General features: G+C 35.1%; 18 protein-coding genes. 13 read left to right on the top strand and 5 right to left on the bottom strand.

The window, feature by feature from the left end; all coding sequences use genetic code 11:
• Positions 1-5 precede the first annotated feature (5 nt).
• The 11 genes from ACLMCG_RS12915 (at position 6) to ACLMCG_RS12865 (ending at position 11,992) form a co-directional block, all read left to right on the top strand.
• Positions 6-4,160, top strand: a complete 4,155-nt coding sequence (locus ACLMCG_RS12915; protein WP_413959829.1) for a hypothetical protein — start codon at positions 6-8, stop codon at positions 4,158-4,160.
• A gap of 17 nt (positions 4,161-4,177) precedes the next feature.
• The gene (locus tag ACLMCG_RS12910) at positions 4,178-4,540 is read left to right on the top strand and encodes a hypothetical protein (RefSeq protein WP_413959828.1); all 363 of its coding nucleotides are present in this window, start codon (positions 4,178-4,180) and stop codon (positions 4,538-4,540) included.
• Positions 4,533-7,208, top strand: a complete 2,676-nt coding sequence (locus ACLMCG_RS12905) for a hypothetical protein (RefSeq protein ID WP_413959827.1) — start codon at positions 4,533-4,535, stop codon at positions 7,206-7,208. Before ACLMCG_RS12910 ends, ACLMCG_RS12905 begins: the two co-directional genes overlap by 8 nt.
• Before the next feature lie 14 nt (positions 7,209-7,222).
• Complete coding sequence (locus tag ACLMCG_RS12900; protein WP_309873830.1) at positions 7,223-7,561, top strand: YrhB domain-containing protein; 339 nt, start codon at positions 7,223-7,225, stop codon at positions 7,559-7,561.
• A 290-nt stretch (positions 7,562-7,851) separates the two neighbouring features.
• Positions 7,852-8,160, top strand: a complete 309-nt coding sequence (locus tag ACLMCG_RS12895) for a hypothetical protein (protein WP_413959826.1) — start codon at positions 7,852-7,854, stop codon at positions 8,158-8,160.
• Between the two features lie 16 nt (positions 8,161-8,176).
• Positions 8,177-8,545 (top strand): hypothetical protein, encoded by a 369-nt coding sequence (locus tag ACLMCG_RS12890; protein ID WP_413959825.1) that lies wholly within the window; start codon positions 8,177-8,179, stop codon positions 8,543-8,545.
• Between the two features lie 307 nt (positions 8,546-8,852).
• A complete protein-coding gene (locus tag ACLMCG_RS12885; RefSeq protein WP_309873829.1) occupies positions 8,853-9,239 on the top strand; it encodes a hypothetical protein in 387 nt (128 codons plus the stop codon).
• Positions 9,240-9,378: 139 nt separating this feature from the next.
• Positions 9,379-10,299: a helix-turn-helix transcriptional regulator gene (locus ACLMCG_RS12880; protein ID WP_223598354.1), complete on the top strand. Its 921-nt coding sequence runs from the start codon at positions 9,379-9,381 to the stop codon at positions 10,297-10,299.
• A gap of 53 nt (positions 10,300-10,352) precedes the next feature.
• Positions 10,353-10,967 (top strand): hypothetical protein, encoded by a 615-nt coding sequence (locus tag ACLMCG_RS12875; RefSeq protein ID WP_413959824.1) that lies wholly within the window; start codon positions 10,353-10,355, stop codon positions 10,965-10,967.
• On the top strand, positions 10,967-11,560 hold the full coding sequence (locus ACLMCG_RS12870) for an energy transducer TonB (protein WP_413959823.1): 594 nt from the start codon (positions 10,967-10,969) through the stop codon (positions 11,558-11,560). The genes ACLMCG_RS12875 and ACLMCG_RS12870 overlap by 1 nt, the downstream gene beginning before the upstream one ends.
• A complete protein-coding gene (locus tag ACLMCG_RS12865) occupies positions 11,561-11,992 on the top strand; it encodes a nucleoside deaminase (RefSeq protein WP_413959822.1) in 432 nt (143 codons plus the stop codon).
• A 152-nt stretch (positions 11,993-12,144) separates the two neighbouring features.
• Here the strand turns inward: ACLMCG_RS12865 and ACLMCG_RS12860 are convergent, their stop codons facing one another.
• From ACLMCG_RS12860 to ACLMCG_RS12840, 5 genes are all read right to left on the bottom strand, one after another.
• On the bottom strand, positions 12,145-12,672 hold the full coding sequence (locus ACLMCG_RS12860; protein WP_413959821.1) for a GNAT family N-acetyltransferase: 528 nt from the start codon (positions 12,670-12,672) through the stop codon (positions 12,145-12,147).
• A 60-nt stretch (positions 12,673-12,732) separates the two neighbouring features.
• A complete protein-coding gene (locus ACLMCG_RS12855) occupies positions 12,733-13,491 on the bottom strand; it encodes a type III pantothenate kinase (RefSeq protein WP_413959820.1) in 759 nt (252 codons plus the stop codon).
• Positions 13,492-13,714: 223 nt separating this feature from the next.
• Entirely contained in the window at positions 13,715-15,553 is a 1,839-nt protein-coding gene (locus ACLMCG_RS12850; RefSeq protein WP_413959819.1) for a M1 family metallopeptidase, read from the bottom strand.
• Between the two features lie 189 nt (positions 15,554-15,742).
• Positions 15,743-16,213, bottom strand: a complete 471-nt coding sequence (locus ACLMCG_RS12845) for a DUF1572 domain-containing protein (protein WP_413959818.1) — start codon at positions 16,211-16,213, stop codon at positions 15,743-15,745.
• A gap of 156 nt (positions 16,214-16,369) precedes the next feature.
• Entirely contained in the window at positions 16,370-18,061 is a 1,692-nt protein-coding gene (locus ACLMCG_RS12840; protein WP_223598347.1) for a DUF6909 family protein, read from the bottom strand.
• Positions 18,062-18,557: 496 nt separating this feature from the next.
• Between ACLMCG_RS12840 and ACLMCG_RS12835 the strand changes: the two genes are divergently transcribed.
• Together ACLMCG_RS12835 and ACLMCG_RS12830 are read left to right on the top strand one after the other, a co-directional pair.
• Positions 18,558-20,753: a glutamine synthetase III gene (locus ACLMCG_RS12835; protein ID WP_223598346.1), complete on the top strand. Its 2,196-nt coding sequence runs from the start codon at positions 18,558-18,560 to the stop codon at positions 20,751-20,753.
• A 339-nt stretch (positions 20,754-21,092) separates the two neighbouring features.
• Entirely contained in the window at positions 21,093-21,803 is a 711-nt protein-coding gene (locus tag ACLMCG_RS12830; RefSeq protein ID WP_047422199.1) for a C40 family peptidase, read from the top strand.
• The last annotated feature ends 16 nt before the right edge of the window (positions 21,804-21,819 follow it).

The following is a 21,819-nucleotide window of genomic DNA, read 5'->3' as shown; positions in this document are numbered from 1 at the left end:
CGAAAATGCCAACAAACAATACATCAACAAAATCCGCACTTACCGTCGGAAAATCCTTAATAGGAGAAGGAATTATTAATTATAAACAAACAAACACTATGAACACCAGCAATCCATCACAAACACTTTTCAGATTCGTAAGCTTAAGAAGCCCGCAATTACCCGATGAAGATAAACAAAGTAAAAAATTCATTACAATTCCTGATTCTTTAAAAAGCGATAATGCATTTTATGTACCTGTAGCCTCAGGAACAAGGCCTAAGCAGGAATTGCTAAAAGAAAGAGCTGCTTTTTTTGCCCAAAGTGCCAGTTTTATTGCTGATATGGATGCATTGAAACAAACCTATGGTATTGTGTACGATTACGCACTTTGGCTTGCAAAAAATAAAAACACTTGTTCTTATAATCAATTTAATGGGAAAAAGAATCAGGTAAAACTATCCTCTTCTTACGCATTTCCCGATCTTATCAACTTATGGAACAATTTAATTTATCAGATTGCTACTCATAAAGACTTTTATGTTAAAGAAGGGTTAATGCAGGTTTTATTAGCGGCTCATACACTTCTCCCTGAAAATTCAGCTCCAGGCGAAGATGAATACAAAGATTTATTATCCGCAAGAGTTGTAATTCCCAGAGAACTGATGCTGGATACTCCGGATGCCAGCCCTATTGGTATTGCTGCAAAAATGGAGGAGCAAGAATCGGGAGAAGTTACATCACCTTCCTCTTATATGGAAAAGCAGCAAAATATCCAGGAGGGGCAGGCTCTTCTTAAGAGATATGAAGTGCTAACCAAAGAGATGTCTCTTATTGAAAACAGTTATAAAAAAGAATATAGTCAGGAATATAAAATCAGTGAAGAAAAACATAACGAATCCAACCAATCTATTCTTGACGAATATTATGCCCGTGTAGAAGAAGCAAGAAAAAGATATTGTGAGATCAGAAAACCAGAACTTCCTTATGATCCAGAAGATCCTTGTAGCAGACCAGAAGAGATTCCTTATCCGAAGCTTCCGAAATTTGAGTTCTCATTCCGCCCTGAAGTAGATGCAAGAACTCTTGTAAGTGGATTGAAACCCGATAGTATTGATACCGTATTATCACTTTTGGAATATGACTTTTCAGAGACAGACAAAGAAAGGATTGATGACTCGTCACTAATTGATAGTTTGCTGGCAGGAAGAAATACGTTCAATGAATTAAAAGACATTATCTCTAATGCTACAGAGAGAACCAATAAAGTTATTCTGGATAATATCATGGATAATTCTGAAAGCTATACAAGCATTGGTGGAGTTATTCTTCCTGTCTCAAGAGTAGAAACTATTCCTTTTACCTATCAGTTATGTCCAAGGCATATTTTAAGAAATACGTGTCTGGACTTATCTATCGATGTTCCTGATGCTTCCTGGAATGTAGCAAGTATGAGCTATACTTTCTATACCAATGCAGGACCTATTTCCGGTACTTATTTTGAAAAAAGCCGTGTTGGTAATAAGATTTTCTTAAGTAAATTATTAGGAAGCGCAACAACAGACGGTGTATACATTTCTCAAACAGAGAACTTTACAATGGATGTTAAAATCACCTTTACCAATGGTAAGGTAACGACTTTCTTCCCAAGAATTATTTCGATGAAATCCTGCTACACCTCATCTTTTGAGTTTGTAAATGAAATTAAAGATCCTGTTCAGGAACCTGATGATTCTTATATCCCTTCCGGATTTGGATTTAAGCAAATCGGTATTGCTGACTATCTTAAAGTAGAACAGACTACCCATGCATATGTAGAAGGGGAAGTGGCTCATATAGAAAACGTAATGGCCCGTGAGTACCGTGAAAAGGCAACAAGAAGGCTAAGAAGAAGCGAAAACACCACTACTACATCTTCAGATACTGAAAGAGAAAAACTTACGGACACCACTACAGCAACCAGATTTGAAATGCAGACTGAGATTGCCAAAATGATGCAGGAATCCAGAGATGCCAATGTACAGGCACATTTTGATGCCACCTGGAAAACTGGAACAGGCGCAATGGGTGCAACAATAAGTACAGGAATTGCCGGTGGGTATGCCACTCATTCTTCCAAAGAAGAAAGTACAAGACAAGCGCTTACCCAAGCTCAGGATATTACAGCAAGAGCATTAGACAGAGTAGTCACAAAAGTTCATGAAGAAAGAATTGAAAAGATTATTGAAGAGTTTGAAGAGAATAACAAACACGGCTTTGATAATACCAAAGGAGATAAGCATGTTGTAGGTGTTTTCCGTTGGGTTGACAAACTTATGAAAAACCAGATCTATAATTATGGCAAGCGTCTGATGTTCGAATTTATGGTTCCTCAACCTGCTAAATTACATACGTTGGGAATGACATTAGATAATTCAGCAACGAAGAGCGATCTTGTAAAACCTGAAGATCCAAGAAAAGCAAGCTATCTGCCATTAGAGAACTATTCATCTTTAGGTAACGAAGCAGCATTAAAATATTGGATAAGTAAATACAATGCCGAAATTGATGAGAGACCTGCAGAATCCTTTGCTATAAGTAAATCATTCAGTGGACGCGATGGAAACTTCGGAGGAAAAGATGATGACAAGGTTCAGATTGTAAACGGAAATGGAGAAGTTGAAGTTCCGGAAGGTTATTTATTAAAAACTGTTGATTATACTTTCCAAACCTATCCACATAGCTTTAAAGGTGCTCACCAGGCTTTCATGACAATTGGAGGACAAGGTACTTACTGGATTTCTTCACCTAACAGTACACAGGTAAGTGGAACAACAACAACCCTGAATATCAAAAATAAACTGGAATTTAGTTTTGCTACAGGAGAAAGTCCTATCATGCAGGGAACTATGAAACTGAACTTAGAGCTTACTCCAGAAGCAAGAAATGCGTGGCTTCAGAAAACATTCAAAGCCATTATTGATAGCTATGAAAAGGCTTTGGCAGTTTACGAACAGAAAATAGCGGAAGAAAAAGCTACCGGTATCCAGATTAAAGGATCCAATCCAGGATTCTATCGTCAGATCGAGAATACTGTACTCCGTAAAAACTGTATCTCTTATATGATCAACAGATCAGCCAATTCTACCCATGGTTATGGTATGGCAGGGCTAACTACCGGAAGTACCTTTACAGATTATGAAACAGATCTGTCATCAAAACTTGATAAATATACTGCCTTCCTTAAGTTTATGGAACAGGCATTTGAATGGGAAAACCTTTCTTACTATCTGTATCCTTACTATTGGGCTAATAAAACAGAATGGACTAATCTTTACCAGGCTGAAGATGTAGATCCATTATTCAGAGCGTTCCTGCAAAGTGGTATGGCAAGAGTAGTTGCTACGGTACGTCCGGGATTTGAAGATGCCGTTCAGTTCTACATGGCAACAGGTAAAATCTGGAATGGAGGCGAAGTTCCTGTCATTGGAGATTCTCTTTATCTATCGATTGTAGATGAAATGAAACAGCCTAAAGGTATAAAACAAGGAAAAGCCTGGATTACCAGACTTCCAACTCCATTAAATATTCTTCAGGCAGAAAGTATCGGCTTAAAAGTAGAGCATGCTTTACCATTTAGTACTGAAGATCCGAATGAATTTGAAGTACCGGGCGATATAATCACAGAAAGTAACTTCGTGAAAGATAATTCTTTGATGGGAAACAAATCCAGCATAAAACAGATCCAATTCTCTCTGAAAGAATTAGATAGTACAGGCTCATATAATACCATTGGAGACCTTGATCAAGCAGGCGAGTTTCCTAGAAAATACGAATGCATGGGACAGACTATTGAGGTTGTAAGAGACGCAACATGGGCAAAAACAGATTCCCTAGTAAAAGTTTATGGAGCTTTGGCTTCCGGACTTTCAGGAATAGACGGTATTGAAGCTTTTGCCAATACCAGGAATGGAGTTACCATCCGAGTGGATATAGACAAAATCAAAAATTTCAAATTTGTCAAACCTCCTTATACAGAAATGTCAGACACATTAGCCTTTACAACGGATGGAATTACTTTCCTGAAATTTGCTGATGATTTCTTCACCGGTTCATCCAACCGACTTTTTGACAAAGACGATAAGCTGGTTGATGCCCAAGAATATGCTGAAAAGCTCTCTCTATCAAGATTCCTAATTTAATCTAAAAACAAAAAACCATGAGCCGGGTAAAACCCGAGGCTATCTGGCAGCACGATAAAGTGCTGCCTTATATCCTCACGACCTTAAAGGACAAGATTGATGATATTACTGCTGTAGAAAAGATATTTCTTTTCGGAAGCAGAGGCAGGGTACCATTTGATAAATGGGACACGCTGGAAGGAAAAGACTGGGATGTTTTGGTACAGGCTAAATGCAAACTTAAAAATGCCCACACACTACTTGATAAAGATTACTATCTGGATCTTCTCGTATTGGATGAAGAAACAATTCAGAAGCATTATTACAACAATAAGCTTACGATGGTTTTTCCGGAAAATGAATTATCATCCGTAAATTCTAAAATCAACGAAAATGACTGATTTTGAACAAATCATTGAGTTTCTCAGGCTCTATCGAAGGTCTGAAGAAAGTGCAAAAAATGCGTTGCCTCCCACTGAAGTTCTTTTAACACCTTTAGATGATGGTAATGCTTATAATGTCAATAAGAACATTTTTGAAACAGACTTTAATAAATACAAACGAATTTTTGGTATTCTGAATAGCCATAATGCTGAAGCCATTTATCTGCTGAAAACCGGCGGAAATAATAAATATTATGTAAAAAACCTCAATGGAAAATATTTCAATCTTTTAGATGAAACCACTGAAACTATATCGGATGAATGGCTTATCGAATTTCCTATAGAATTTGGAACTAGTTCCTACATTTATGATACCGTTAAAAATCTAGTTGTCATTTATTCTGAAAGTCTAAAGGCTGTAACCATTTTTCCAGACAATATATACTATGACCCCAATGGAAAATATCTGAAAGATTTAGAAAATGACACCTATACTTACGATTATACTGATCATGTGACAACTTTTGGGAAAATTATAAAAATATTGTTTGATGATAAACAATATTTATGGAATAATCCGGAAAAGAAGGTTCAGGTTCTGAAATCTGAAAAAGAAGGTAGAATGACTTTGATTCCCTTTCTTCAGATAGAATATGGGCTAAAGAATTTCATACTAAAATACAGATATTATGAAAAAGGATACAGACCTAAGTTCTTCCTATATGATGACGAATGCTCCATTATATTAAAATTTACAAGTATCGGTGGGATACTTACTTTTTTAGATCAAACCCTGTTTAATGAAGGGTTCTCCTTAGAAAAAGGAGATAACAGCAATCCCCAGAGAGATTCTTTCAGAGATCAGTTTATGAACCAGGTTATACATAAAATAGAAGACAGCATTAAAAGTAAAAGTACCCTTGCTTACTATGATGCCATGAAAACGCTGTTTTATTTACCGGAATCTGTAGCTGTAATGTTTAATGAAGACTTCCTATGGACACTTATGGAAATTGCTGTAAGAAGGGATAGCCTTACAAATAAAAAAGATCTCGCGGAAGAAAACATTTTTATAAAACTCATAAAAATTATCCTACAAAAAGAAGGACAGGAAGTAAAACTCATGAATTGGTTCCTTGAGACGATAAAGGACGGAGACAAAAATATTTCCAAGTTTGAATTTATTTATGACAGGATCAATGGAGAAAATTTTCTGGAATTTGCAAAACTGATCAGCCAGACATGGAAAAAGTCAAGGTTTATATACCCTGATACAGAAAAAAATCCTGAATTTGCAACTACTGACGGACTTTTATTCCTGCCATATTCTTCTCAAAAAGCTTTCGGTTTTTATTTCAGTAATGTAACTATGTCTTTTGAGGCCCATCAGCAAAAAGGAAGGCTGATAAAAACTTTATATGATACTGGAAAAACAGAAATTGAAATGATGCCAGGTCTGAAGACTGATAATCTAGTGCCTACGCAGGTTCCTATTATAGATCAGTTCTGGTATCATCCTTTTTATCCTATTTATCTTAAGGATATTGAAAGTCAGGAAACAGAAATGAAGCTGGATTCTGTTGTCCCAGCCTTTATGCTGAAAGCCAATCGTGACAAACAGTTCTGGAGTAACGTCATTACAAGCGCAGAATATGCCGCAGATATTTTAACTACCGTTTCCGGAGTAGGAAACATTGGAAAATTCAGATATCTGGCAAAATTTGCAGCAAAAGCAGAAAAGCTTAGTTTTGTAAGTAAAGCTGGAAAAGCTGTAGCGAATGTAAAAAAGGCCGTAGCAGCAACAGCTGCCGTAGTAGAAATTACCAGTGGTACAGTCAATACATTACTGAAACTTTCCGGAGCAAGAGATGCCTCATGGGGCAAATCACTATCTGAGTATTTATTTTGGCTGGAATTATTATCTTTATCTGGCGAACTTTCTGTAGCAATTCATAATGGATTGAGAAAAAGTGCAAAAGAAATTCTGGAGCATGAAGATGATATCAGAAAATCTGCAAAGAATGCCGAGGAGGCAAAACAGATTGATCATGCTTTAGAAGAACTAAAACACGAGGGAGGGCATATAGCAGGTGAATCATTATTTGCAACTCGTGATGCAGAAAAGGTTAAAGCATTTCGAGAAGGGTTAAAAAAATTCTCAGAAAAAGTTAAAAATCCTTTTGACCATATACAGGAAGCAATGCCTTACTTTAACCATTATTTAAAAGATGATATAATAGCTCAAGTACATAAGTATAATTGTGGAAATGTAGTAGAATCTGTGATTAATTTCCTCAAAACTGGAGAGTTGAAATTAGCAAAGGAATCGGGATACCAAACATTTGAAAAAGTTGCCCCAAAATTTGGAGGAGGTCACTTTCAGCCAGCCAGACCATTTGGTAGGCTAAAGGAATTGATGAAAGAAGGAGAGATTGCAGTTATCTATGGCGTAAAATCTGTAGAAAACGTAAAGGGTCCTGGAGGAATAATTGGCCAATCCACTAAGGGGCATTATTTTGTAGGAATGAAGAAAGGAGGAGAATTACATCTATTTGATGGCCAGACAGGAGAATATGTCGTTTTTGCTTTAAAAGACGAGAAATTTGCTAAATTTATAGAAAGTAAATATACTAAACAGTATGCATCCGAAAAAGAGGGAGGATTCAAGTATTTAATTGTAAGGTAATAAAAATATAAAATATGTTAACAGAAAAAGAAATGCTCATCATAGCAGAACGTTTTTTAAAAAAACTAGGTGAAGGAGGTGAAAATATTGAAGTAGTTATAGATAAAGTTATTATAACGCCATATGGTAATGTATACTCTTATGATTCTAAAGAATATCTTTTAACAGGTGATTTTAATAAGTCATTAGTAGGTAATGGACCATTTTTAGTAGAAAAAAAAGCGGGAAGGGTGGTTACTTTTAGTACGTCAGGTAATCTGGAAGACCAATTAAAAGCTTATGAAAATAATACTTTACCATTATGTTTAACAGGTTATTGGTATCCAGACGAAGATCGTTTTGATTATAAATAATCAGGACACTTTACAAATATATACAAGAACTAAAAACTATTGAGTGAAAGCAGCAGTAGCTTTACTGCTGTTTTTATTATTCTGAAAGGGAATTACACTTTGAAAAACACATATTGGCTATAAAACAATTACACAAAAGATAAATATTACAAATAACACCTAAAATTGGAATGGAGATCTTCTAAAGTTGCAAAAGCAATTTCTCGATTGGGAAATAGACGGATTAAAAGAAGTTATTTACATAACCAAGCAAGGAGATATTAAATATTTAAAACTAAAAAAATAAAATCATGCCAATTACATATCATTTAAAGTTCCGAAAAAATTTAGAACAAAAAAAAGAACTTACTCAACTTATCAATGAGTATAAAAATAATATATTATTGGTATCAAATTTATATTCAAATCAACATGGCTATGAAGGAGGAAAATTTCAAGATGAATATTTAGATATTGATTTGAAAAATTCTTCTCAAATATCTTTCGATTTTTTACAAAAAGATGCAGAGCCGCAATACTGGAAGACAATGCTCAATGAGATTATTCATAAAATCATTAATGACATATACCCCAAAGAAGATTATTTTTTTGATTTTTAAGGCGATCGTTTACAAAATGAGGAAAAAAGAGGAATTAAAAAAAATTATGCTAACAGACAAAGAAATGCTAAAAATAGCAGAACTTTTTATAAGAAGAATAGTAGCAAAGAATATTGAGCCAATGATTATTCCTAATGCCACATTAAACAAACCATATGGTAATATTTATTTTTTCAATTCTAAAAAACATATATTAACAGGAGATCCTACTGCATCTCTAATTGGTTCTGGTCCTTTTATAGTAGAAAAAGAAACTGGAAGAGTCGTAAGTTTTGGCTCTCTTGGTACTTTAGAGGATAATATAAAATCTTATGAAAATGGAACAATGACTCCAAGTTTAGACCTTTATTGGTATCCTGATGAAGACAGATTTGATTATAAATAATTATTAGATTTACAAAAAAAACAAAAGAGTATAACTCTTGAGTAAACCAGCAGTATCTTTACTGCTGTTTTTTTTATTGACCTGATCATTATATGATTTATAAAAATTTAAGAGGTAGTGTCTATTTAATTGGATAGTTATTTTAAGATTGAAAATCTTATTGAAGACAATTGGAATTAATGTTTAGAATGGAATCCAGACACTAAAGAATGGGGTAAAAGAGTATTGATATAGAGCTTGATAACTATCTTGCTGGAGAATGGAATTTAAAAAATGAGTTAAAAATTAAATATACATTATTAAAAATATGAAACCGACAAAAGAACAAATCATACAAATAGGATTAAAAGTAGTTGATGATGTCTTTAAAGAAGCTTATAATTTGCAAACGGCTTCAGCAACAAAAGATAAAGTAAAAGTATATTCATTAGGCAATGATGGATATTATGAACATGACGGATGGCATTTTAGTGTGAATAGTAAAGAAAAATATGATAATGAATATAAATCTTTTTTTATATACTTTTTAGATAGTGGAGTTCCTCTTCATATGACCTCTTTTTTAGGAGATGACAAACCGAGGTTTGTTTATGCTATAAAAGATAAAAATGATAAATACACTGTTGTTGATGAAGATAAATATTTTAAACATCAAAATTTTGACTTTAAAAATTTTGTAAGGAAGAATTTTTAACACACTTCCAATAAGTTTATATAACAAAACTTTACTACAAAAAAATAAAACACGACACATTTTGTCGCATTAACCGCATATATTTGTCTTATAAAACTTTACCCTGAAACGCAGTTCTGCTGCACCCTAAAAAAAAGAAATGAAGAAAGATTTTTATTTGACAAGATATGCCTTAATTATAAAAAGATTAGAAAGTTCTCCAGCTACCTATTCCCAGCTGGAGGACTATCTTTTAAACTCTTTTGAATTTCAGGATGCTGAGATTAAGAGCTACTCTATCCGTACTCTGCAAAGGGACATCCGGGAAATTTCCGATCTTTTCAATCTTTCCATTCACAACAAGAAAAAGGGTGACAACCGATACTATATTGAGAGCCGCCCCATTATGGAAGTGGATGAATATAACCAAAAACTACTGGAATCTTTTCAGGTGAGTAACGCTCTGAATCTTCACCCTGATTTTTCAGATTTTATCTTTTTTGAAAGCCGTAAGCCAACCGGTGTGGAGCACTTTTATGACCTGTTCTTTGCCATCCGAAATAAAAGGGTTGTAAGTTTTGAACACTACAATTACAAAAACAAACTGATGACGTCCAGAAAAGTTCATCCTTTAGCCTTAAAAGAATCCAAAGACCGATGGTATCTTATTGCTATTGATACAAAAGATAAAGTTTTAAAATCCTTTGGGCTTGACAGAATCAACTATCTTGACGTAGCCAAAAATCAGTTTAGAGAGAAGTATAAATATAATTTCAGAGAGCATTTTAAAAATGCATTCGGAGTGATGAATCTGGCTGAGCAGAAACCACAGAATATTGTATTGAAATGCAGCCGCCATCAGGGAGAATATATCAGAAGCTTCCCTCTTCATCAATCACAGAAAGAGACCAAAGAAACTCCGGAAGAAATTTATTTTGAGTTCTTCCTTCATCCTACTTACGACTTTATGCAGGAGATTCTTTCTTTCGGTAAGGAAGTTACAGTTCTTGAACCTAAAGGTTTAGTTGATGATATCCGTAACCATTTGCAGGAATCCTTAAACCGCTATCTTGAAAGCTGATTATAAAAAATATATTTCATATTTTTTGTTATATTTACATAAATATACCCTTATTGAAAACTTTATTTGTTGGCATCAGCTGCTTTATCTCCACCTTTTTTCTGGCACAGCAGAAGGAAGAATTCCGGCTTGTAAAGAGCTATTACAACCAGCACAGAAATATGCTGAATAAAGAGTTCAAAAAAAAGTTTGATGCTGAATCCAGTACGGATAAAAAGTTGGCAATAAAAGGAGATTTTCTCTTTTTTATGAAAAAGATGGACAGCATTGAAAACAATGCCTTGATTGGAGCTTTATTGAAAGTAAGAAATCTCGAAGACCTCCAAACCATCAAAAATCCTAAATTAACCTCTGAAAAATTTTCAGACGCAGAAAAGATTGCAGATTATCCCGGAGGACTTAATTCTTTGAGACAAGAAGTTGCCAATCTGCTATACGTTGATGGCGTCTATTCTGTAGAAAAAATGATAAAAACAGATGTTGATTTTATTGTAGAAAAAGATGGAACGGTCAGCAATGTTCATGCACAGGGCGATAATTTCACTTTCAACAGGCAGGCGGAAATTGCATTATATTCTCTGGCAGAAAAGTTTTCTCCCGCAATGATAAAAGGTGATCCTACGACCTACCGTTTTAAACTTCCTTTAACTTTAACGATAACGGATTAATGAAAAAGCATTTCAGCTTATTTCTGTTTTTTGCTCTTAATCTTTATTTTTCACAGCAGACAGAAGGCCTCAGAACTATTAAGGTAAAATACGATATTCAAATTCAGAATATAGAAAATAGTTATACAGATGCTTTAACAAAAGCTTCTGTAAGAAAACAAGCTAAAATTACTTTAATAAAAGACAAAGAGATAAACTCTCTTAAATATCAAAGGAATATAGAATATCAGAAAGAAATAGAAAAGATACAATCTGCTTTTCCTCTCTCAGAATCAACTTTAACGGTTCTTAAAGATAATGAAGTTACACCACCTAAGTATCCTGATGGTATAGATGCTTTCAGAAAAGAAATCATTAATAATTTTAATATTGAAGCTATTAGAGGGAAGGGTAAAATCCAAACTACCGTTAAATTTATTGTTGAAAAAGACGGAAGCATTATTGTTGTAAAAGGGATTGGAGAAAATGAAAATTTTAACAGAGAGGCTGCTACCGCTGTTTTACTTACCCAAAAGAAATGGGAACCTGCTAAAAAAGATGGACTCCCCGAAAGAGCTCACATGAGCATTCCTTTAACTTTAAATTTCGATTAAATGTTTACTGACGAATATTACATGAAAATGGCTTTACAGGAAGCAGAAGCCGCTTTGGAAAAAGATGAGGTTCCTATTGGATGTGTAATGGTTTCCAATAACCGGATTATCGCAAGAGCCCATAACCTTACGGAAACACTGAATGATGTTACCGCTCATGCAGAAATGCAGGCCATCACCTCAGCGGCAAATTTTCTTGGAGGGAAATACTTAAAAGACTGTACTCTTTATGTAACGATGGAGCCTTGCGTAATGTGCTCAGGTGCACTTTCCTGGTCTCAGATCTCAAAAGTAGTGATTGGTGCACGGGATGAACAAAGGGGTTTTATCAATAAACATCTTTCTCTGCACCCGAAAACAGAAATTATTACAGGCATTATGGAAGCCGAATGCTCTTCTATTGTTAAAGATTTTTTTAAAAGTAAAAGATAAACCCTTCCATTGAAGAAATTTGATTTGTGTCTTTATAGACTTTAACCCTCGTCTAAGGGTTTAGAAAATAATAATAGTATAAAAAGCCGGAGAAAATTAAAATATCCTCCGGCTTTTGTTTTTATAGAATCAGGAATCCATATTCCTTACAATCAGTCTTTATAAATAGAGTATCTTACTATATCAAAATATTCTCCGTCTTTCTTTATTTCCTGTTTTAAAACAGCTTCCTGTTCCATTCCTATTTTCTCCATTATTCTTCCGGATGCCGGATTGTGAAGAAAATGAGTAGCAAAAATTTTATTGAAACCCAGGTCATTTAAACCAAAATCTACGATTGCTCTTGCGGCTTCAGTTACATATCCTTTATTCCAGTAAGACATTCCTATCCAATATCCCAGCTCTGCTTTATCATCATCCCTGTCATGCAGCCCGATAGCACCTATGATATGTCCTTCTTTATTCCGGATAGCAAAAGTATATCCTGTTTTATTATCAAAAGCTTCTTTTGACATTTTCAGCCATGATCTGGCATCATTTTCAACATAAGGGTAAGGAATATTAGAGGTAAGATCAGAAAAAATCCTATGCTGAAGATATTCAACAATAAAAGGGACATCTTTTTCTTCCAGTTGAGAGAGAATAAGTCTTTCCGTTTCTATGATGGGAAATTTTTCCATTGTATTAAGGTTAAAGTTGAAAGTTAAGATAGTACTTGAGCTGAAACCTGCTTTAATATATTATAAATCTTTCCCCAGGAAATAAAGACCTTTCAATGTGTGAAGTCTGTCCATCACATGGATCTTATCTGTAAGAGGTTTGTAGATATGGGAAACACCTCCCGTTGCCACTACAAAGCAGTCATCGTTCACTTCTTCATTGATACGGTCCACAAAACCTTCCACCATTCCCAGGAAACCATACACCATTCCGCTTTGCATACAGGTTACCGTATCCAGTCCCAAAACAGATTTCGGTTTTTTCAGTTCAATGTCCGGAAGCTGTGCAGTCTGATTGATCAACGAATTCAGTGAGGTAACAATTCCCGGAGCAATAATCACACCTAGAGTCTCCCCCGTTTCCGTTACACAACTTGCGGTAAGTGCGGTTCCGAAATCAATGACAATTTTCTTTCTGTTTGGATACAAATTGTGCGCTGCCACAAGATTTGCATAGATATCTGTTCCCATCTGCTTGGATTTTGCCTGAACGCCTGAAGGGGTTGATCTATCAACAATCACAGGATTAGTTCCGTGAATTTTTTTGATTCCCGAGCTCATTACTTTGGTAAGCTGCGGAACTACTGAACCGATAATTACTTTATCAATTTCTGTTGGTTCAATTTTATAGGTTTGATAAAGCATCAGCATCTGTACATAAAGTTCATCTGCCGTTCTGTAAGGTTTTGTATTGATTACCCACGAAATATCACAATTATCGCCATTGAAAAGACCAAATCTGATATTGCTGTTTCCTACGTTGATTACGATTGAATTCATTGACATATTTTTCAGAAGAAATTCTTGATTTATGATTGAAATTCCTGCTTGATTTTGAGGGATTAAATTTAATCATTTTTATAAAAACAAGATCTGAATCTCTTATAAATTAAGTCTATCTTTAAAATAAATCCACATCAACATTTACCAGCTACCTCTTTCTTTAAAATAAATAGCGCAGAAATAAAATTTCCGCGCTATTTATAATATTATTTTGTATTTATTATTTTACTTCCACAAAATTATTCTCTATGTTTATATCTGCAATTCTCTGGCTGAAATCAATTCCCAAAACAGATAACTGAGATTTGGTGTAAGGAATGGTAAGGGTATATTCTTTTTGGGTCCAAGGCCAGTAGGGCGCTGTTTTAAGATCACCATAAATATCCTTTTGTTTCCATGTATGCGTCATATTCAATGGTATCTGATAAGTAACAACTTTTTTATCCGTTGTCATCACTCCAAAATCTATCGGCATTGGAACCTGACCGTTGTTAATTAAAGTAATGGTTGTAGATTTCGCATCATATTTTACATCTTTAATCCCGTAATCAATCGTCTTTGTCGTATTGATCCAATAATTATGGAACCATTTCAGATCCATCCCGGAAACTTTCTGTGCAATGTGAAGAAAATCTCTGTCTGAAGAATGCTTCATGCTCCATTGATCATAATATTGTTTCAGGGTTTCCGCAAGGTTCTGCTCTCCCATAATGTATCCAAGCTGTACCAGGTATAATTCACCTTTTACATAAGATGCATACGTATAAGCTGTACCGTTATCATGGTGATCCCCTAACCAAACGGCAGGTTCTTCGATTCCTTTTTTAATAAAGCTTCTGTAAGCATCAAGTGTTTTGGCAAATGGATTCGGCAGGTCTTCAGGGAATAGCTGATACATGGTATACCCTTCCGCATAGCTTGTGAAACCTTCATCCATCCATGGACGTACAGATTCATTGGTAGCTAACATCTGCTGATACCATGAGTGAGATCCTTCGTGCGCCATTAAACCCATTAAATCTTTAACGCTTTTTGCTTCACCTAAAATCATGGTACACATTCCGTATTCCATTCCTCCGTCTCCTCCCTGAATGAATGCATAAGTAGGATATACATATTTTCCAAAGTGACTATTCATGATCTGGAAATATTTGGTGATATAAGGCTGTGATTCTCCCCATGCCTTCGTTTTATCATTTTTCTGATAAACCAGATATACTTTTGGACCTTCCGGAACATTGAAGCTTTCTACAGAATAATCTCTGTCCGCACTCCATGCGAAATCAAGAATATTTTTTGCAGTCCATCTCCAGGTTGCCTTTTTATCTTTTTCAGTTTTTATTTTAGCATTGGTGTCATAGCCTTTTACTTCTGTTGGGTTTTCAAGGTTACCTCCTGCTCCTACAACATAATCTTTGTTGATTTTAATAGTAACATCAAAGTCAGAGAATGGAGCGTGGAATTCTCTTCCCAAATAATCAAAAGTTGCCCAGCCGTCATAATCGTACTCAGCAATTTTTGGATACCATTGCGTCATTGTCATATCTACACCTTCCCTGTTATTTCTACCGCTTCTTCTGATCTGTTGAGGAATCACAGAATCCCAGTCCATTGTAAAAGTAGTTGTAGAGTTTGGTTTAATTGGCTCTGCCAGATAAACTTTCATAATGGTTTCCTGAACTTCAAATTTCAGATCTTTTCCATTTTGTTTAATCCAGTGGATATTCTGAGCTCCTTCCTGATCTTTTGGAATGGAAGCCAGCCTTGAAATACCGTCTTTCTGCAGCCTTCCGTCACCATTCTTGCCTTGGGAAGCCACTCTTTGATCCATCATGGAATTAGGTTTGAAAGCGTTCCAATATAGATGGAAATACACCACATTCAGCTCATCCGGTGAGTTGTTGGTGTATTCTAAAGTCTGTTTTCCCTGATAGGTAAATTTTTCAGCATTGACATCAATATCCATCTTGTACTTCGCAGCCTGCTGATAATAAGCTCCTTGCTGAGCCTGAAATTGTGAAATGATAAACGCAAAAATGATTGCAGCCGATTTTCTCATTTAAAATTTTATTTTTTTTAAAGGTAGGTAATTTAAACAAGACCCTCAAATAGGAGTTATTTTGAGATTTTATTCTGTTTAATATGGTTTTAGATGAATTTTAATCAGAATTGTTAAATTTTTTAGAAAGCTTTATTTTAACTTCACCATTTAAAACCTTGGCATGGTGAAGTTATTTTAGAAGTATTTTTACTGGTTCTTCAATAGTTTTTTGAGTAAAGTAATCTGTCCCAGATGATAGTAGCAGTGTTCAATCATTCCATCGATATTTCTTTGATAGGTTCCATACTTTTCATCTACAAAAACCTCATCAAGTTTAGTATCAGGCATCTGTTCCAGTAATGTTGCAAATTTTTCAGAATCCATCCATAGTTTATGTAACAACCCCTCCCATTGCTCCTGAGAGTCTATAGAAGGAAGATCAAAACTGAATTTATCTTTGATTTCAAGATCACCTCCTTCAAAAACATTGACAATGCCTGCAATATAATAATCAATGTGAAAAGTGAGCATAGCAATGGTATTTAAAGAATCTATCTTTTTTACTGCCTGTTCCAAGGTAACATCTGAAAGCTGGTCTTTAAAATTGGTATTGGCAATCCAAAGGCCATCAAACAGTACTTCTCTGAATCTTTTTGATAATTGTGATACTGAACTCATAAGCTGCTATCTTTTGTTTTTTGAAGATATACAATGTAAGAATTTTTTACAACAGAGCCTTGCCAAGGTGTAAAACCTTGGCAAGGCTCTCTCAAAAACAAAAAACCTCAAATGCAAAATACACCTGAGGTTGATATTATAAATATTGAATTATAATTATTTTTTCGCAGAAACTTCTTTCTTTCCGCTTCTTAAAATCTTCTCAAGGATTCTTAAAGTAATCAGATACGTTGGCTTTACTCCTGTAAGACCTAAGCCTCCTGAAGATAATGTACTTCCTGTTTCCAGCGGGTTATCCGATGCATAATAAGCATACATTACAAAAAGATCCGGTGAAATATGGTGTCTGATCTTTGAAGCGACCTGAATCGCTTTCTGATAATGTGCTCCTTCCATTTCAAGCCCAATCGCTTTCCAGGAAGTATTCATAAAGTAGGATAAGATATCTCTGTTTTGCAGTGAAGTTCCCAGAACAGTAATCATTGGACCTTCAAAAGCTTTTAATTCATCATCTTTGAAATCTTCCAGCTTCAATGCATTCTCAAATGGATAATTGTCTGCAGTTCCTTCAAAAATATGAGAAGTAGGAATCATAATATCTCCTTTTTCTCCTGTAAGAATTCCCGCTTTACCCATGATAGAGACAGATTTCACTTTCATCATATAGATTTCTCCTTTATGTTCAAAAGGTCTTAAAAGCTCATCCATTACCTCAAAAGCCTGCTCTCCGAAAGCATAATCAAATACCATGATCACATCATCTCCTGTAAACTTACTGTCTGCAAACGGTGTATTCTTCAGATCTGTTTTGCTGAGGTCTATAATCTGAACATCTATATTACTTCCGCTTTTATCAGCGATATGAATCATCCCTTCATCCAAAGCGTATTTTGAAACTTTATCACGAAGTTCTTTTTTGTTCGATATCTCTTCGTATAGTTTATAATCCACTTCATGATGTTGTTTCTTTTTAAGAGCATTATTAGCGTACAGCATATTTTTCACCGAGTGCATATTGGCAGAAATAATATGTAAAGGTCTCATATGAAGATCATTTTCAAATAAAACCTCTTTCACTTTATTCGCCCATTTTTCACCAAAATAATGGTGACCTACTCTTTCCTTTAGTATAGAACTGAAATGAATTTCCCTCTCTCTACTTCCTTTTGCATCATCAAGGCTTACTTTCCCTAAGTTGTAAATGATTTTGAATAAACGGTCAGGGTTATGATCGTCACCAAAAGTATTATATGCTCTTAAAGTTTCATCAAATGATCTTCCGATTAAAGAAGAAAGATGAATAAGTGCCACTTCTTTTTCTTTTCTGCTGAATTTCTTTTCCCCTTTCACAACCTCTTCGATAATCTTAAAGGCACGTGTCGGCTTCCAGTTTTCATCCTGGATAAATGCCAGGTTGCGGATTTTATCAGCTTCTATAAACAGGAATGTCAGGTGGGTAAGAATGTCATAAATTTCGGAACGTCCCAAAAGAACTTCAATATTCATCTGGTGTTCGTCTATTCTATAACAGTTTCTTCTTCTTTTCTTTGGAACAATTGGTTCGAAACTCCCTTTATCAAACCCTTCATCAGATGTAAGATGAATAAAAGCACATTCCTCAATTCCTTCCGGAAGTCTGTCCAAAACATACATCAACCCGTCAAGTTCCAATTTGCTTGGAATATTCATGGTACCATAAATCTCTGGGTTGATTGTCTTCAGCAAGCTTCTGATGCTCTCTCCTGAAACTCCTCCCGGCTTGAAAAACCCTCTATAAAATAAGTGTCTCATAGAAATGTATAGTCTTTCAATAGCCTCCGTTGTTTCTCTTGCTCTAGAATTTGTCATAAAATAAATTTCACACAAATATACAAAATCTCCGCTCAACTTATTTTAACTATCTTTTAATAAGTTGTTTAAAACCTATAGATAAGCGGGGTTTATTTGGGAATCCTTTGACTTGTTATATCATTTTGTCTGATACTTATTGTGGTACTACTTTGGTCCTTTCCTGTATTTGTTTTCTATTTCTCTTTCATCTTTTTATTTATTTCAGAAAAAAAATCAAGAACTAGTTTAAAATAATTGTAATTTTAATGGTATACAATTCCATTATTATATTGGACTGTATATTCTCTTTTCGTACAGCTAAAGTTAATATCTCTGGTTTTTCAAGCCTGCGAATGTTAACTTTTAACCAAAATTTACAAATCCACCCTAACAAAAACACCCAAACAAATGTTTAATTTGTGTAAATTTTCAAAACACCCCTAAAATTTTTAGGGTTAAAATATTTTCAATTCATTTTTTTTGTAAATTTGCCGTGTAAAAAATCAACCCAATTATGTCAACCTTAAGATTCAAAGCACTAGAAACCCTTCCATTTAAGGATTTCAGAAAAGACAACTCTGTTGAGATCCCTGCAAAATTATCAGAGCTATTCTGTAAAAATGTTTTCTCAGAAGAAACAATGAGAGAATATTTAACTAAAGAAGCATTCGGTTCTATTATGGATGCTATTAAAAAAGGAACTAAGATCCAGAGACATATTGCAGATCAGGTAGCTGTAGCTATGAAAGACTGGGCAATGAGCAAAGGGGTAACCCACTATACTCACTGGTTTCAGCCTTTGACAGGTACTACTGCAGAAAAGCACGATTCTTTCTTCACTCCTATTGAAGGGGGTAGAGCTATCGAAAGATTCAGCGGAAACATGCTTATCCAGCAGGAACCTGATGCATCATCATTCCCTAACGGAGGTATCAGAAATACTTTTGAAGCAAGAGGTTATACAGCTTGGGATCCTACATCTCCGGCATTCATCATGGGAACTACATTATGTATTCCTTCTATCTTCATCTCTTATACAGGTGAAACGCTAGATTATAAAGCACCTCTTTTGAGAGCTTTGAACGCTGTGGACGAAGCTGCAACGAATGTAATGCAGTATTTTGACAAAAACGTAACGAAAGTAACTCCTACGTTGGGTTGGGAACAGGAATATTTCCTTGTTGATTCAGCATTATACCAATCACGTCCGGACCTTGTATTAACAGGTAAGACATTATTAGGACATTCTCCTGCAAAAGGACAACAGTTAGATGACCATTATTTCGGTTCCATTCCTACAAGGGTAATGAACTTCATGAAAGAGTTGGAAATCGAGTGTATGAAATTGGGAATCCCTGCAACAACAAGACACAACGAGGTTGCGCCTAACCAGTTCGAGCTTGCTCCAATGTTTGAAGAAGTGAACGTTGCTGTAGACCACAACTCATTGTTGATGGACATCATGGCAAGAGTTGCTCATAAACACCACTTCCACATTCTTTTCCACGAAAAACCATTCGCTGGAGTAAACGGAAGCGGAAAACACAATAACTGGTCTTTAGCAACAGACACCGGAGAAAACCTTCTAAGCCCGGGAAGAAACCCAAAGAAAAACTTACAGTTCTTAACATTCTTTGTTAACACTATCAAAGCGGTTCACGAATATGCAGATCTTTTAAGAGCAAGTATCGCTTCTGCAAGTAATGACCACAGACTTGGTGCCAATGAAGCGCCGCCAGCAATTATTTCTGTATTTATCGGAAGCCAGCTGTTCAGTGTTTTGGAAGAACTTGAGAAAGTAACCAACGGAAAATTATCTCCGGAGGAAAAAACAGAATTAAAATTAAATGTAGTTGGGAAAATTCCTGAAATCCTGTTAGATAACACAGATAGAAACAGAACTTCACCATTTGCATTTACAGGAAATAAATTTGAGATCAGAGCGGTAGGTTCTTCTGCAAACTGTGCGGAATCTATGACTGTAATGAATACCATTGCAGCAAAACAGCTTAATGATTTCAAGAAAGAGGTTGATGCTTTAATTGAAACGGGTCTTAAGAAAGACGAAGCAATCTTTAATGTATTGAGAGAGTACATCAAGCAGTGTAAAAACATTATGTTTGAAGGTGACGGATATTCTGATGACTGGGCGAAAGAAGCTAAGAAAAGAGGATTGAACAACCTTAAAACAACTCCAGAAGCATTAAAGCAGGAAATGGATAAGAAATTCTTGGATCTATATGAAGAGATGGGAATTTTCAACCACAGAGAAGTTGAGGCGAGAAACGAAATTAAATTAGAAAAATACTCTACCGTTATTGATATTGAAGCAAGAGTGTTAAGTGATATCGCAAGAAACCACATCATTCCTTCTGCATTAAATTACCAGAACAGGTTAATTGAAAACGTAAAAGGTCTTAAAGACATCTTTGGTGATAAAGAATTCAAATCTTTGGCAAAAGAGCAAATGAGTTTAATTACAAGCATTTCTGAAAATGTTTCTAAAATTAAACTTGGTGTTGAAGATCTTATCAAAGCCAGAGAAGCAGCAAAAAGCGTATCAGACAGCCAAAAACAGGCAGAAACTTATTGTAACAAAGTAAAACCATTATTTGATCCTATCAGAGATGCTTCTGATGCATTGGAAATGATGGTTGACGATGAGCTATGGCCGATGACAAAATACAGAGAAATGTTGTTCACAAAATAACACCTGTAAAGTTCCATATTAGTTCAAATTCCTCGGTTTTCCGGGGAATTTTTTTTGTTTTATTAACATACCTGGAAATGAAGCTTTTAAATTGTAAAACCTGATATATAGAAGAAAATCGACATCGTTTGTTAAAGAATCTTAATAAAAAAAACCGCATACTTACCAAAAATAGGCCGTTGCGGTTTATTTTTCTTTAACATATGTAAATAATATGTTAAAATGTGTTAAAGTAAGATCCTGACAATTATCATATCAGGGGTCTTTTACTCGGAATCTTTACTTTTGTATTGCTTTTGAAAATAAATATTCCTTTTTAACACGGATAATCAAATATATATGAAGAAAAGAGTTTTGTTTTATTTAGTTGCTTTAGTTACTACAGTTTCATTGCAATCGTGTGCTACAAATTATGTGGTTTCAAAACCAGCAACTTACACAAAAGAATACAAAACAGATGCCAAACTAGCTTCTTTAGATAACAAAAGAATGGAGCAGGATAAGCAGAAACTTATCGACTCTTTCTTAGCTGAAAAGGCTGCATCTATCGCTAGTGCTAAAAAAGCAGTTAAGAATTCTGAGATTGCGAAAGTAATCAAACATAATAAAACCATTGACGGTATCCTTGAAGAAGCTGAAACATACCTTGGAACTCCATACAGATACGGAGGAACTACAAGAAACGGTATAGATTGTTCAGCTTTTGTTCTTTCTGTATTCGGAGCAGCAGCAGGGCTTAGCTTACCTAGAGTAGCAGCATCTCAGGCTCAGGAAGGAGAAAGAATTGAAAAAGGAGATCTACAGAAAGGAGATTTGATTTTCTTTTCTCACGGAAGAAGAATTTCTCACGTAGGTATTGTAGAAAGTGTTACTGAAGAGGGTGAGATCAAGTTTATCCACGCAGCAACATCAAAAGGAGTAATGATTTCTTCACTGAATGATTCTTATTGGGGACCTAAGTTCAGATTCGCTAAAAGAGTGATCAATGAAGAAGGAGAAGCTTACAATAACTTAGCAGCAATCACTCCCGCTACACCAGCAAATTTTTAATTTTATAAATAATTGA

The organism is Chryseobacterium sp. S90, from assembly GCF_047444895.1.
Taxonomy (GTDB): domain Bacteria; phylum Bacteroidota; class Bacteroidia; order Flavobacteriales; family Weeksellaceae; genus Chryseobacterium.
This window is presented reverse-complemented; position numbering and strand designations above follow the sequence as displayed.